Source organism: Porphyromonas sp. COT-108 OH2963, assembly GCF_000768895.1.
GTDB lineage: Bacteria > Bacteroidota > Bacteroidia > Bacteroidales > Porphyromonadaceae > Porphyromonas_A > Porphyromonas_A canoris.
This window is the reverse complement of sequence record NZ_JRAP01000009.1, coordinates 74,620-89,091: the sequence shown is the minus strand read 5'-3', so window position 1 is coordinate 89,091 and position 14,472 is coordinate 74,620. Positions and strand designations below refer to the sequence as shown.

Below are 14,472 nucleotides of genomic sequence, written 5' to 3'. Positions count from 1 at the left end.
ACATATTCGCATGAAAACAACCGGGATAGTAAGAGGCATTGTGTCTAACCTCGTAACGATAGAGGTAGATGGACCGGTGGCTCAAAATGAGATCTGCTATATCTCAGTGCGGGGAACCGAACTGATGAGCGAGGTTATCAAGATCATTGGAAAGAACGCCTATGTTCAGGTCTTCGACAGTACACGCGGTATGAGAGTCGGAGATAAGGCTCGCTTCGAACAACATATGCTTGAAGTGCAACTCGGACCCGGACTTCTCTCCAAGAATTTTGACGGTTTGCAGAATGATTTGGACAAGATGGAGGGTGTCTTTCTTAAGAGAGGCGATTATACTCCACCGTTGGAAATGGATTCCAAGTGGGAGTTTACCCCCATTGCCAAAGCAGGTGATGAGGTTGAAGCGGCGTCTTGGCTTGGAGAAGTGGACGAGAGCTACAAGAGCCATAAAATAATGGTGCCTTTCGTGTTTAAGGGTATCTACTCCGTGAAGAGCATCGTTCCTGCCGGAACTTATGCACTTACGGATACTATTGCCGTGCTTGAAGACAAAGACGGTAACGAGCATAAGGTAACGATGGTACAACGCTGGCCCGTGAAGCTGCCCGTACCGGGATACAAGAACAAACCAAGACCATACAAGCTCCTTGAAACAGGAGTACGTATCATAGATACCTTCAACCCGATGGTGGAAGGGGGTACAGGCTTCATCCCCGGTCCTTTCGGTACAGGTAAGACCGTACTTCAACACGCCATCTCGAAGCAGGCAGAGGCGGATATAGTGGTGATAGCTGCTTGTGGTGAGCGTGCCAACGAGGTGGTGGAGATCTTCAAAGAGTTTCCCGAACTGGTGGACCCTCACACAGGAAGAAAGCTTATGGAGCGTACCATCATCATAGCCAACACATCCAACATGCCGGTAGCGGCTCGTGAGGCATCCGTATATACGGCGATGACTATCTCGGAATATTACCGGGCGATGGGGCTTAAAGTGCTTCTGATGGCAGACTCTACTTCTCGTTGGGCACAGGCTCTTCGTGAAATGTCTAACCGTTTGGAAGAGCTTCCGGGACCGGACGCATTCCCAATGGACCTTTCTGCCATCATTGCCAACTTCTACTCTCGTGCAGGTTATGTGGAGCTGAAGAATGGCGAGAGCGGCTCCGTTACATTCATCGGAACGGTATCTCCTGCCGGAGGTAACCTGAAAGAGCCTGTAACGGAAAATACCAAGAAGGTGGCTCGATGCTTCTATGCCCTCGAACAAGACCGTGCGGACAAGAAGAGATACCCGGCCGTGAATCCGATAGACTCCTACTCGAAGTATCTGGAATACCCGGAATTTGAAGAGTATATCTCCGCTATAACAGGAAAAGAGTGGCTCAAAATGGTACACGAATGCCGTACCAGAATGCAACGTGGTAAGGAGATAGCCGAACAGATAAACATTCTCGGAGACGATGGTGTGCCGGTTGAGTATCACGATATATTCTGGAAATCCGAACTCATAGACTTTGTTCTGCTCCAACAGGATGCTTTCGACTCGATAGACTGTATCACTCCTCTGCAAAGACAGAAATATATGTTGGAGATCGTGGTAAACATTTGTAGAGGGGAATACGACTATGAAGACTTCAACGATGTATCGGCATTCTTCAAAAAGCTCATCAATATGCTCAAGCAGATGAACTACGCAAAGTTCCAAGATGAGAGCTTTAAGAAGTATGAGGTAGAACTACAGAGTGTTATCAATGACAAGACTCTTAAATAAGATTCAAGACGATGGCGAATAAAGCATTCCAGAAAATATATACAGAGGTTACGAAGATAACCAAAGCAACCTGCTCCATTAAGGCACAGGATGTAGGGTATGACGAGCTGGCAACAATAGATGGAAAGTTGGCTCAAGTAGTGAAGATACAAGACGATGAGGTTACTCTTCAGGTCTTCCGTGGCACAGAAGATATTCGGACCAATGCGGAAGTGGTTTTCCTCGGAAACTCTCCATCGCTCAAAGTGGGCCCGTCTCTTGCCGGACGTTTCCTTAATGCCTATGGCGAACCAATAGATGACGGTCCTCAGCTTGAAGGTAAACAGGTGGAGATCGGAGGCCCTTCGGTAAATCCTGTTCGCCGGCAACAGCCATCCGAACTGATTGCCACAGGTATCGCCGGTATCGACCTTAACAATACTCTGGTAACAGGGCAAAAGATTCCGTTCTTTGCAGACCCTGACCAACCTTTTAACCAAGTGATGGCTACGGTAGCACTTCGTGCGGAAAGTGATCTCATTATTCTTGGAGGAATGGGTATGACGAATGACGACTACCTGTACTTCAAAAACACTTTCACTAATGCAGGTGCACTGGATCGTATTATCTCTTTTATCAATACGACAGAAGACCCTTCGGTTGAGCGTGTACTTATTCCGGATATGGCTCTTACGGCAGCAGAGTATTTTGCAGTAGAGGAGCACAAGAAAGTGTTGGTACTGCTAACGGACATGACAAACTATGCCGATGCTCTTGCAATCGTATCCAACAAGATGGACCAAATTCCTTCCAAAGATGCGATGCCGGGTTCTCTCTATTCGGATTTGGCTAAGATCTACGAAAAGGCAGTACAGTTCCCTGACGGAGGATCCATCACCATCATTGCGGTTACAACGCTATCGGGAGGAGATATTACGCATGCCGTTCCCGACAACACCGGTTACATCACCGAGGGACAGCTCTATCTCCGTAGGGACACTCAGGTAGGAAAGGTTATCGTAGACCCATTCCGGAGTCTTTCTCGCCTAAAACAGCTTGTAATCGGAAAGAAAACACGAGAAGATCATCCTCAGGTGATGAACGCCGCTGTACGTCTATACTCCGATGCTTCCAATGCACAGACCAAGTTGGAAAACGGTTTTGACCTTACCGAGTATGACTCTCGAACGCTCGACTTTGCCAAGGATTACTCTCGCCACTTGTTGGCGATAGACGTCAACTTGAACAATACCCAAATGTTGGATACTACTTGGGGGCTCTTCTCTCAATACTTCAAACCGGAAGAGGTAAACATCCGTCAAGATTTGGTAGATAAGTATTGGCCCTCAAAGTAAGAGATAATGGCTATTAAATTCCAATACAATAAGACCTCACTACAACAGCAGGAGAAGCAACTCAAAGTGCGTGTGCGAGCTCTTCCTACAATAAAAAGCAAGGAGAGTGCACTGCGTATGGAAGTGAAGCGAACCAAGGACGAAGTAGAGAGACTTGAGAATGAGTTGGAAATGCGTCTCGGAACGTATGACAACATGAAGGCTCTTTGGAATGAACTGGACCCTTCACTCTTGGAAGTAAAAGATGTGAAGATGGCGACAAGAAAGATTGCAGGTGTGGTCATTCCATTGCTATCGGATGTCGAGTTCAATGTAAAACCATTTAGCCTTGCTGCTCATCCTGCATGGTTTATGGAGGGTCTCTCTCTGGTCAAGGAGCTTGCAACAGTGGGGATACAGGCAGAATTTGAACGCATGAAGATGAATCTGCTCGAACATGCCAGAAAGAAAACGACTCAAAAAGTAAATCTCTTTGAGAAGGTACAGATTCCGGGCTATCAAGATGCCATAAGGAAGATCAAAAGGTATCTGGAAGACGAAGAATCTTTGGCTAAGGCAGCACAAAAAATCATGCGGGCAAACTTAGAACGTAAAGCAGAAGAGGAGGTGAAAGCAGTATGATAGTACCTATGAGTAAATACTCTTTCCTCATCTACAGGAAAGAACACGAAGCGTTTCTGGAACGGCTGAAATCACTCGGAGTGGTTCATATCCTCCAGAATCGGAATACAGATGAGATAGAAAATATCAAGTCTCTTTTGGGAAAGAAAAAGGAGATTGCAACCATTCTTACCCAGTTGGAGATCATCCGGAAAGCTGAAGCCAAAGATGAACAGCAAGCCCGGCATTCCGATTTTGTCGTGCCACAAAATGGTGAAGAGTATGTTGCCACATTCTTGGAGGCTCAAAAGCAGATCAAACAGCTTTCTCAAAAGATTGCGGCAAACAAGGAGACCATATCTTCTCTCTCTGTCTGGGGAGATTTTGATCCAAGCATCGTAGAAAAATTCAGAAAGGACGGTCTTCAGCTTCAATTCTGGACAGTGCCGGCAAATGCCTATAACGAACAGTGGGAAGATCTGTTTGGAGCGGTATTTATAGGGGATGCTCAAAGGCTCTTTTACTTTGTAACACTTTCTCTACAAGAGCTTACCACGAGAGATCTTCCCGAAAGTAGTCTGTTGGATGTACCGAACAGAAGCATCTCGGATATTGAAGCAGAAAATGAAACACTCTCGGTCAGATTAAAAGAGGAACAACTTAAACTCTCGGCATTAGCACAACACAAAGAGATTGCTCAAGCATATCAACTCTCTCTCGAAGAGACTTATCGGATAGATGATGCCCGTCTTCAAGGTGTATCTCTCTTTGATGATCAGCTCGTCGTACTCGAAGGCTGGTTGCCTCAAAAGAAGGCAGAGGCAATGGAGAGTGCTCTGGATAAAGAGGGTTATGCCTTTGCAGAAATAGAAATAAAGGAAGGAGAAAGAGTACCCATCAAGCTTAAGAACAACTTCTTTGCAAGGGCATTTGAGCCGATCATCAAGATGCACTCATTCCCCAACTACTTCGAGCTTGATCCCACTCCGTTTGTAGCACCATTCTTCATGCTGTTCTTTGCAATGTGTTTTGGGGATGGAGGTTATGGCATAATCCTGCTTCTTGCAGCCACACTAATAAAAAGAAAGTCTTCTCCGGACAAGCAGGCAATGATGACTATGCTGCAATATCTTGGAGGAGCAACCATTATAGTGTCGTTCTTCATGGGAACATTCTTTGGCGTGCAGTATGTCAATATTCCATTCTTAGCTCCTTTCAAAGCCTTCTTCCTATCGCAAGATAATATCATGATCATTGCTATTGCTTTGGGATTGGTACAGATCATCTTTGCGAAAGTCATAAAGGCGGTAAAAACGACCAAGCAAAAAGGACTCAAATATTCCGTATCGCAGTTTGCATGGGCATTTCTGATACTCACCGGAGTACTCTTTTTCTCTCTTCCGTTGCTGAAGATAGAGCTTCCTCAGTGGGTAACTTATGCCGTATATGGACTCCTCGCACTCTTCGGAATATTCATTGTCTTCTTCAACTCTCCCGGTAAAAATCCGCTCATCAATGTCGGTAGTGCAGTTTGGACGGCTTACAATACAGCTTCCGGGCTATTAGGAGACACTCTATCCTATATCCGTCTATTTGCGATCGGACTTGCCGGAGGTATTCTCGGTGGTGTGTTCAACGATCTTGCCATGCAGGTTACCGGGGGACTACCTATATATATTAAATGGTTGCCGATGCTTATTATATTGGCTCTCGGTCATGCCATCAACTTTGGCTTATGTCTCATCGGAGCATTCGTACACCCGATACGTCTCATCTTCGTAGAGTACTTTAATAACTCCGATTATGAGGGAGGAGGAGTCGAGTACAAGCCTCTTCAAAAGCTGAATACGGAAGAAGTACAGTAAGAAATCTTCTTGTACAAATAGATATTACAGATAAAAACAAAATAATAAACACTTAAATAAAACGATTATCTCATGGAAATGAATTTGATGTTAGGATGGCTCGGTATAGCCTTCATGGTAATCCTCTCCGGTATTGGAAGTAGCGTCGGTATTACAATCGCAGGTAATGCAGTGGTAGGAGCGATGAAAAAAGACCCTACAAAGATGGCTTCATACATTACACTATCCGCCCTTCCATCGTCTCAAGGTATCTACGGTTTCTTGGCATTCTTCTTTGCAAAAGGATTCCTTACAGAAGCTATCACCTCTGTACAAGCATGGGCTATCCTTGCCACAGGGCTTGCTCTTGGTGTAGTGGCTCTCTTCTCTGCTATCAGACAAGCGCAAGTGTGTGCCAACGGTATCGCGGGATTGGCTTCCGGCCACGATGTTATGGTATCCAGCCTTGTTATGGCAGTGTTCCCTGAGCTTTACGCTATCTTGGCTCTGCTTGTTGCTATCTTGACTTACTTTGCTTTCTAATAGATCAAGCAAGAAACGTCGATTATTGGTCTTTCCAAGAATAAAAACCTAAAAACACTCCCGAAAAGAGGCAAGTACTTTTTCGGGAGTGTTTTTTGTTGCTTCACTCTTTTCATTAAAATAATACCTTGCCTTGTCTAAAGCAGGTTAAAATAGATGGAATCAAGGGTTTCTCGGAAATAATCACTATATTTCGTGCGGAAAAGAGGCACAAAACAGCCCACTTATCCACCAAAAAGAAACAAGATAATCAATAAACAATACATAAAAACAGTAACAACCATGAAGACGAAATTTTTACTTGTTGCCCTGTTGGCGGCCTTTTTGGGTAGCTCGGTTGCTGTTGCCCAGTATGAAGATGACGCCTATCTTACTCCTTCTCAAATGAAAAAACTCAAAGAAAGAGAAGAGAAGGAACATCTTGAGTACCTCAAAAGACAAGCAGAAAAGAGGAAAAAGCTGGAAGAAGAGCGAGCAGCAAGGCTGTTGCAACTCAAGAAAGAAGAGACTTACGAGAGCGATCTCATAGACTATTACAACAGAAGAGGAAAGGGATGGGAAGGCATTTCATCTGAAGAGATGGAAGCCAATCTTGACAGACTCGAAGGAGGAAAACGTCCGAAAACAAACGGAAAATACTCCAAGAGAATCAAAAGATTCCATTCGGACAACACGGTAGTGCTAAGCGATGCCGATGTTTATATCGTGGACGATGTCCGTTACAACCCATGGACAGACAGCTACTACGGCTACGACGACTATAACAATGTCTCCATAAACATCTCCTTCGGTTACAGACCATGGAGAGACTGGGGATATCCTTATCCATATTACAGATATTACGGATACTACTATCCTTGGTACGACTCCTATTGGGACTTCTGGGGCTATCCGAGACACCATTATTGGGGTTGGGGTGGTCCGTATTACGGCTACGACTATTGGGGTGGCTACTACTACCGCCCATATCGTCCGCACTACTTCTACGATTATAGCTACGGATACGATTACTATGGATACGGAGGCTACTACTCTACTCCTAAAACGCACTCCTATACCGGACGTTCCGGCTATGGCAGCAACAATAACATAAGAGGCAGATACAGCTCCGATGGTTCTTCCTTAGGTTCACGCTATGGTCAGGATTATGGTCGCACGCTCGACAGGTATCGCAGCGGAAATGACCCTAACTACAATAGTGGCAGAGGAGGAGTGTATCGCAACAGTGGACGTTCGGGAGCAACAGACTATAACCGTGGCAGCAACTACGGAAGCTATGAAAACCGATCAAGATCCTCTTACGACTACTACAACAGAAGCGGTTCGTCCTCATCGTCGTCCAACTCATCTTCTGTACGCAGTAGCAGTTCAGGTTCATCCAACTCTTCTTCCGGAGGAGGAAATCACAACTCCGGCAGCGGTTCGGGAGGCGGACGCGGCAGAAGATAAAGCGTCTTGATCTTATAGTCTTTCACAACAAAGAGAAACACTGATGAAAAGAATAGTATCATATAGCATCAAAGGAATGCTGGGATTGGGGCTTGTCTTATGCTCCTTCTCAGGCTTGCAGGCACAGAATGAGCGGGATGCTCAAAACCTTACAGAGCGTGCTCTCAATGGTACAGCCCGATCCATGGGTATGGGTGGAGCTGTCGGAGCATTGGGAGCAGACCCTTCTGCCATACGGATCAATCCCGCTGGTGTAAACCTCTACACCTCACACATCATACACGGAACATTCGGATTTGGCAATCTCAACACTGCTACCGAGTGGGGTATGAATACCAAGACCGGTATCTCTACCACTCACAGGCCGAGAGCCTTGAACAACTTTACGTTTGTGCTACCCTCGACCAGATTGGGTCGTGGTGTGAATCTCTCATTCTCTTACAACAGAGACAAAGAGTTCGGACGCGCTTATCGCATGGAAGCAGACGGTATGCCGGTCTCCATTGCCGACTATGCGGCGAGAATGGCATACAAGATACCTCCTGCTGCCATTCAGGATACCAAGAAAAACAATCCTTATAACTCCGGCTACGAATGGCTTCCGATCTTTGCCGAGAATGCAGGTCTCATAGAACACGTAGATGGTACAGACCGTTATCGCAGCACGTTCATCTACGAGAATCTGAGCTCTGCTCCCGACCACTCCACGCTTAAAGTTCAGGAGAGAGGCGCGGATAAGTCTTTCGACTTCTCTCTTGGGTTCTCTTCCGGAGAGTATCTGCACTTCGGAGCAACGCTCAGACTGCACAGCATCAACTACAATAAGAAAACCTACTATGGCGAGGCATTCGATAGTAATAAGTTTTATACGGACAACTACAGCGACTACAAAGGAGCTGCCTCTAACGACTATCTCGAAATCAGCAACCACCTCAACACCTCCGGTCAAGGCGTCAGTGCCACTTTCGGAGCACTTATAAGTCTTGGTGATTTCGGTCGTATCGGCGTCTCTTATCTTACTCCGCAAGTCTTGGCACTCAAGGATGAGTATATCGCAGAAGCCAGAAGTTTCAACTGGAGATACGACAAAGATAAAGGCCCATTCAGTTATAGCACACCCAAAGACTACTACACCCAATACTCTCTGATCAGACCCGGCGTCATCACAGCCAGTGCCATGATTTACTTGGGAGGTTATGGAGCCGTGACGTATGACTTTGACTACTCCAATGCAGGCTCGACCAGACTGAAGTTTGACAACGGTGTCGAAAACAGCAACAACCAATACATCAAAGAGTATTACGGAGCGGTAACAAGCCATAGATTCGGTTTGGAACTTAAACCTACACGTCAGCTTTCTATTCGAGGAGGAGCGGCCATCTACTCCAACCCGATTAAAGATCTTGATGTACTGGGTGAAGACGAAAACGGACTCAAAGAAGATGTCGGAACATCCGGAACAATGTCCGATTTTATCCTGACCAAAGGAAAAAATCAGTACTACACACTCGGTATCGGCTACGCATTCAAGAATGGTTTCTCTCTGGACTTGGCGTATGTAAACAACACTCGTTCGGCTAAGGCATATCCGTTCACCTCATCTTCCTACAAGGCAGACAACAACGTTTATGTCTTCCCATCCAAGGGGGGTAATATGAAACAGATGTCTCACCAAATATTGTTAGGCGTCACTTACAGATACTGATCAGAAAAAAGACTCGTATAACCAATGGGAAAGCTCATCTTTGGGGATATTCTCCTTAAAGATGAGCTTTTTTCATGTGTACTTTTATATAAAAACAGAAGGCTGTTTTTCCTCTTCCAAGACTCTCTTCTTTCTCTTGAGTTTATTCTCTCAAAATCTTGAGCAGACCATATCACTCTGGAAAACAAGGCAATACACAAAATCTCGGAAATAAGTTTCAACTGCCCTCCGATCGTTTTCAAGGGCTGTTTTTGAGCCAATATTCGTTAAAAACCAACAAGCAAACTATAAATATTTCTTAATGATAAAATCATATAAAATCCCGTTCAAAAACCGTTAAAACAGCTATTTCTCTGATAATCAACACTTCAAGAAAAATTCTAAATACGTTTAAGCAATCCATTAAAAGTATTCAGAGGAATCAGTAAACGTGTTTAATGAAAACAGTAAACGTGTTTAGAAAAAATCTGAACACGTTTAGTTGAAAAACCTAATCTGTTCAGCTTTTTTCCTATCCCTGAAAGCAAATAAGTGTAAATAAAACAAGCCGATTTAACATTTCGGTTCTGCTCTAAAAACAACAGCTTCGACCCAAATAGAAACAGGGGAAATCCGGGCTGATAAATGGGATGGAATATATAAAAATAAAGAGTCCGACCCGGCAGGAAGCAGAAACGAGAAGAGTGTCCAAAAATCTTAAACACTCTCCTCGCTATTTCTTTTCTCCTCACTAAAAGTGGTTACTACAAAGTCTATCTTGCTTCTATCTCCAGAACAACCTCGAAATGGTCATCAATAAAGTTATCTTTCAGATCCTTGAAGATGTTTTTGGAAGCATAGTTAATCCCCCACTTTGTACGATCCAATACGATGGTCTCGCTCATGGCTTCATATTCGCCCTCACCTCCTTTGGTTACGGTTACACGGAAAGAGACATTCAGCGTCTCCCCTTTCAGGGTCAGATTACCGGACAACATCTGAGCTTTAGAGCCTTCGATAGGCTCACTGCCGGTAACTTCAAAGAGACCTTCCGGAAACTCTTTCACGTTAAAAAAGTCCTCACTCTTCAGATGCGTCTCCAGTTTGACCTTATCCGGAGAGTTATCATCCAAGTCGTCCACCTCTATGCTATTCATATCGAGCACAATCTTACCGCCAAGTACCAAAAGAGTCTTAGGGTCTATCCGGATCTCTCCACTCGCTATCTTCACCTCCCCCCAGTGCTTACCGGTCGGTTTATAGCCGGTCCACTTGACATCGCTGCCATCCGCATCTATCGCCAGGCTCTTTACCGAGGAAGCCATATCCGACATAGCCTCCACAGGCACCGCTTCGGAAGTCTTGCTCGCCTGCCTGTTTCCGGAGCAGGAAAGCAATCCGAACAGAAAGATTACCACAAAAAATATCTGTCTTAACTTCATACTATTCCCATTTTTAGAGATACCGATACCACTCTCAAATATGGTCATACAAAAGTACAAAAATACTCTCTTCACAGCTCTAAAAGATTAAACATCTTGATGTTGGGAATGAAAACACCGATAAAAACAGCCTTGCAAACACGACCAAGGGGATGCAAAGAAAATTTGGAACTGCTGAGGGTATAGTCAAGAAGAATTAAAGCAATCATACAGACATTACCCTCTCTCCATTTCAATTCTGTATGGTACAATTGATATTGGCGTGGAGCTTTTCAGGATTACAGATTAGATTGCGTTTTAATTCTACTAAGGTACGATTGATAGAGCAAGAAGAACTTTTGCAACGAACGCATATCTCGCGTTTTAATTCCTCTAAGGTACGATTGATAGTAACATTTCCTCAAAGTTGTTCTGTAAAAGACGATAGTTTTAATTCCACTAAGGTACGATTAATAGCAAGCCCTTTCAGGAGCATAAACCGTCCTATGCTCATGTTTTAATTCCACTAAGGTACGATTGATAGAGAGAATTTCGATGCTTGACGCAAGATGCAAAGAGCAGTTTTAATTCCCCTTAGGTACAATTGAAAGTAAAAATAATTATAAATCAAATGGGAAGCAAGGAAGTTTTAATTCCGCAAAAGTGCAATTGATACTCTCAAATTTACGAGAAAAGCAGATAAAAACAGAAAGCAAAAGCTATCTAAAAGGCTATAATCCCGAATAAAAGGCTGAGCAAATCCGATAACAGAAAACCATAATAGCATTCGAGAATTTATTATTCTATGACAATCAACACCTGCAATCCCTTTCCGAAAACTACAATAATAGAGTAAAAGAAGAGCAGAAACAGACATTGAGCCGTGTCATAAGAAAATATCCACAGAGGCTTTCTCTTTTCCTATTATCTCTTTTTCCAACCAGCGGTGCTGTCGGGAGGAAAAGATGATAACACTGTCCTCCTCTTCGTCCATTATATCAGACGCTTCCATTTTGAGTTCGAGAAGCTTTACTTCAGTGATTTCTCCCTCAAACACGGAGTTCTGAATCCAGTTGAGATATTTCCGACACAGCTTCAGCATCTTTGCTACTCGCTTTTCTCCCACATCATATACCAAGATCACATACATCACCAGTACATCTTAAATGGTTCGTATTCCTCTATATCAAGCAGATCTTTTGCCAGTTTATAACACTCCAACTTTACCAAATGTTTATAGCTGACGGAACGCCCCAATCTTCTGTGCTTGATGGTCTCGGAAAGTCTCTCCTCAAAAGCCTGGACAAAAATCTTCTTCCCGTTTGGATTAAGAATACATCTGTTCAGCTTTCTATCGAAATGTCTCTCCTGAATGAGCCTTTTGTTCAAAACCTTAAATATCGTCCTATCCACAAGTATCGGCTTGAAGACTTCAGAGATATCCAAGCAGAGAGAGTATCGTCGCTCTCCGGGAGTGTGGAGGAAGCTGATGGTGGGATTGAGTTGCGTCTGATGTACCGCCTTCAGACACTGAGAGTAGCACATCATATTACCAAAAGAGATAAGGGCGTTCACTTCATTTCTGGGTGGTTGCTTGCTTCTTGCTCCCATTTCAAAATGATCTATGATGGTATTGAAAGCCTCATAGTAGGCAATTCTGATATTTCCCTCGATGCCCATAACGGCTTCGATGGAGTCCGCAGCATTCAAATGTGAAGCAAGAGCCGCGATCTGATCTATGATATCCTGCACATCTTTCCCTCTGTTATTGTAGTAGCTGAGATTCTTCTGCATATTGAAAGCAGCTCCTTTTATAAACTTTTTGGCAAGCGACAGGCGTCTCTCAAAATCCAGATGAGCTTTGGTCTGTGCCAGTAACATCTTACCGGAAAGCAAAGCGTCTCTTGACATAAAAGATCCGGTGTAGTTCTCGTAATAGTCAAAGAAGTGAACATCCACGCCATTCTGTCCAAGGAAGTTGAATAAACTGCTATTTGCCCTCAGAGAACCAAAGACAAAAAGATCGTTTATGCCCTCTATCGGAATGTATCGAGGCTGTCCGAAATGCTCAATACCATTGCCATCTTCTTCGATGGGAGTAAAGCGAAGAGTATTGTCCTTCCTTGACAACTCTCCCGGATTGAATAGATAATAACTTTTCTTCATAACTGCTCTGACTCTTTCCCGGAAAAACAAAAATCGTAGTAGCTGCAATTCTTACATATCTTAGATGATATCACAGGAGGACACTCTTTACTCTCTATTATTCTTTCTATCTCTTCTCCAATCTCCCGTATCTGCTCTCTGTCCATATCCGTTAGCAAAACCTCCTCGCGCCGTCTGAGTTTCGGATATTCCAATATCCCGGTTGCACCGACCACTCCATTCTGCTCGAGGACATAGAGATAGTAAAGAAGCTGAAGCCTATGTGCAGGTGCTATTTTATCCGATTTCTTTATCTCATGTACCACTTTGTTTTTAGCATCGTAGTAGTCTATCTTTATGCCATCAAGCTCCAACTCCTCGTACCGCAAGGATCGTTGCGGATAGCTATTCTCATGAATCAACTTTCCTTCGTACACAAGATCCGATGTATGCTCCATAGTGATCCCGGAAGAAAATAGCCATAGCTTTCTGTGACAGACTAAATAGTAGTTGAAATGAGTACCGGTGATAAAATTCATAAGACAGATAGATGTAAAAGAAATAAGAAAACACCTCTCTTGAATAGTGGATATTAAATTCAAGAGAGGTATTTAAGGATTTTATTTCTGATTTTCGTAATCAAAAGCCATCATTTTATCTATCAAGGCTTTTCGTGCTTCTTCCAAAGCATTTGGAGATTCAATTTCCGTTACAACATAGCTGGCACAAGGAAGAGACACAAATAGCTCGGCTCCGGCTTTATCATCTATGATAGGTTTTGCCTTTAGTTTTTCTCCGGAATCATCCACCAGTTTGGCACGAATAGCAGCAGCAAGTGTGTTTGCATTATCGCTTATAGCAACTGCCAATGTTTCCATAAGACTGAATGTGCGAGCCTGATTTGAAGTTATACGCCAATCTATCAAGGCGAAAGCAAGAGCCGGGATTATTTCATCTCTTTTACCCTTCGGAAGTACCAGACATTCTCCAAATACATTCCTGCTTCTTACCCATCCCTCTGCTTCCAACTTCTCTATCGTTGCCTTATCTATTTCCGGTTCATGTTGATTGATCGATACAGAAAACAGTGTACGCAAGTCTATTGCAATATCATAAACGAACAGCCCGGTGGTTCTTTTATTGTCCGGGATCCAGTTTCGACGAGAAAGTGTACGACCATTAGATTCCAAAAACTCCTCTATCTCCTCTTTGGAAAGAAGTGTTTCACTACCGGCAACACGTACATTAACAGGATGATTATCCGGTCTGTCGCTTCTGTCGAAAGTGAGATTTTCTCGAACGACAGAGCAAAGAAGAGGATGTAGTGGACGCATAGCAGAAATAGATAAAGGACTTCTGCGCTTTTTGGTTACTCCATCACCTGCACGCATCCAACCTCCAATGAGTTGATCTATATAGGTCGGATCACAAGGAGACCATGGCTCTTTATTTTCCAGATTCTTATCTTTCGTAATGTTATAGTTGAAAGTGATCGGCGCCATCTGAACATTCAGCATATCCGTCAAAGATTCCAAGATGGATCTCTTTACTTGCTGACCACTGGAATAAGCAACAGACCGACCAAATTGAGGATCATAATACTCTTTCTGACCATCAGAAACACAGAAAACAGTGTGTTCGGCATGCTTGAGAGCACGTAAATAAATAAAAGGTGTCATGATTG

General features: G+C 43.9%; 12 protein-coding genes. 7 read left to right on the top strand and 5 right to left on the bottom strand.

From position 1 onward, the window contains the following. The first annotated feature begins 10 nt into the window (after positions 1-10). The 7 genes from HQ39_RS09245 (at position 11) to HQ39_RS06125 (ending at position 9,243) form a co-directional block, all read left to right on the top strand. Entirely contained in the window at positions 11-1,768 is a 1,758-nt protein-coding gene (locus tag HQ39_RS09245; protein ID WP_052079500.1) for a V-type ATP synthase subunit A, read from the top strand. Between the two features lie 11 nt (positions 1,769-1,779). After that, positions 1,780-3,102 (top strand): V-type ATP synthase subunit B, encoded by a 1,323-nt coding sequence (locus tag HQ39_RS06150; protein ID WP_036864710.1) that lies wholly within the window; start codon positions 1,780-1,782, stop codon positions 3,100-3,102. 6 nt (positions 3,103-3,108) lie between these two features. After that, complete coding sequence (locus HQ39_RS06145; protein ID WP_036790385.1) at positions 3,109-3,723, top strand: V-type ATP synthase subunit D; 615 nt, start codon at positions 3,109-3,111, stop codon at positions 3,721-3,723. Next, positions 3,720-5,567, top strand: coding sequence for a V-type ATP synthase subunit I (locus tag HQ39_RS06140; RefSeq protein ID WP_036864708.1), 1,848 nt, complete (start codon positions 3,720-3,722; stop codon positions 5,565-5,567). Before HQ39_RS06145 ends, HQ39_RS06140 begins: the two co-directional genes overlap by 4 nt. Positions 5,568-5,639: 72 nt before the next feature. Beyond that, a complete protein-coding gene (locus tag HQ39_RS06135; RefSeq protein WP_036790391.1) occupies positions 5,640-6,089 on the top strand; it encodes a hypothetical protein in 450 nt (149 codons plus the stop codon). Positions 6,090-6,371: 282 nt separating this feature from the next. Next, the gene (locus HQ39_RS09240) at positions 6,372-7,538 is read left to right on the top strand and encodes a hypothetical protein (protein ID WP_052079499.1); all 1,167 of its coding nucleotides are present in this window, start codon (positions 6,372-6,374) and stop codon (positions 7,536-7,538) included. 43 nt (positions 7,539-7,581) lie between these two features. Continuing rightward, positions 7,582-9,243 (top strand): hypothetical protein, encoded by a 1,662-nt coding sequence (locus HQ39_RS06125; protein ID WP_036864705.1) that lies wholly within the window; start codon positions 7,582-7,584, stop codon positions 9,241-9,243. 752 nt (positions 9,244-9,995) lie between these two features. Here the strand turns inward: HQ39_RS06125 and HQ39_RS06120 are convergent. The 5 genes from HQ39_RS06120 to HQ39_RS06100 form a co-directional block, all read right to left on the bottom strand. Further along, positions 9,996-10,664 (bottom strand): YceI family protein, encoded by a 669-nt coding sequence (locus tag HQ39_RS06120; RefSeq protein ID WP_036790501.1) that lies wholly within the window; start codon positions 10,662-10,664, stop codon positions 9,996-9,998. A gap of 865 nt (positions 10,665-11,529) precedes the next feature. Further along, the gene (gene cas2, locus HQ39_RS06115) at positions 11,530-11,793 is read right to left on the bottom strand and encodes a CRISPR-associated endonuclease Cas2 (protein WP_036790397.1); all 264 of its coding nucleotides are present in this window, start codon (positions 11,791-11,793) and stop codon (positions 11,530-11,532) included. Then, entirely contained in the window at positions 11,793-12,809 is a 1,017-nt protein-coding gene (cas1b, locus tag HQ39_RS06110) for a type I-B CRISPR-associated endonuclease Cas1b (RefSeq protein WP_036864702.1), read from the bottom strand. The genes cas2 and cas1b overlap by 1 nt, the downstream gene beginning before the upstream one ends. Next, positions 12,806-13,327, bottom strand: a complete 522-nt coding sequence (gene cas4, locus HQ39_RS06105; protein ID WP_036864701.1) for a CRISPR-associated protein Cas4 — start codon at positions 13,325-13,327, stop codon at positions 12,806-12,808. Before cas4 ends, cas1b begins: the two co-directional genes overlap by 4 nt. Before the next feature lie 81 nt (positions 13,328-13,408). Continuing rightward, positions 13,409-14,467, bottom strand: coding sequence for a CRISPR-associated protein Cas7/Cst2/DevR, subtype I-B/TNEAP (locus tag HQ39_RS06100; RefSeq protein WP_036864700.1), 1,059 nt, complete (start codon positions 14,465-14,467; stop codon positions 13,409-13,411). Positions 14,468-14,472 lie beyond the last annotated feature (5 nt).

Coding starts and splice junctions, on each gene's coding strand:
- HQ39_RS09245 (WP_052079500.1), top strand. CDS start 11: ATGAAAACAACCGGGATAGTAAGAGGCATTGTGTCTAACCTCGTAACG.
- HQ39_RS06150 (WP_036864710.1), top strand. CDS start 1,780: ATGGCGAATAAAGCATTCCAGAAAATATATACAGAGGTTACGAAGATA.
- HQ39_RS06145 (WP_036790385.1), top strand. CDS start 3,109: ATGGCTATTAAATTCCAATACAATAAGACCTCACTACAACAGCAGGAG.
- HQ39_RS06140 (WP_036864708.1), top strand. CDS start 3,720: ATGATAGTACCTATGAGTAAATACTCTTTCCTCATCTACAGGAAAGAA.
- HQ39_RS06135 (WP_036790391.1), top strand. CDS start 5,640: ATGGAAATGAATTTGATGTTAGGATGGCTCGGTATAGCCTTCATGGTA.
- HQ39_RS09240 (WP_052079499.1), top strand. CDS start 6,372: ATGAAGACGAAATTTTTACTTGTTGCCCTGTTGGCGGCCTTTTTGGGT.
- HQ39_RS06125 (WP_036864705.1), top strand. CDS start 7,582: ATGAAAAGAATAGTATCATATAGCATCAAAGGAATGCTGGGATTGGGG.
- HQ39_RS06120 (WP_036790501.1), bottom strand. CDS start 10,664: ATGAAGTTAAGACAGATATTTTTTGTGGTAATCTTTCTGTTCGGATTG.
- cas2 (WP_036790397.1), bottom strand. CDS start 11,793: ATGTATGTGATCTTGGTATATGATGTGGGAGAAAAGCGAGTAGCAAAG.
- cas1b (WP_036864702.1), bottom strand. CDS start 12,809: ATGAAGAAAAGTTATTATCTATTCAATCCGGGAGAGTTGTCAAGGAAG.
- cas4 (WP_036864701.1), bottom strand. CDS start 13,327: ATGAATTTTATCACCGGTACTCATTTCAACTACTATTTAGTCTGTCAC.
- HQ39_RS06100 (WP_036864700.1), bottom strand. CDS start 14,467: ATGACACCTTTTATTTATTTACGTGCTCTCAAGCATGCCGAACACACT.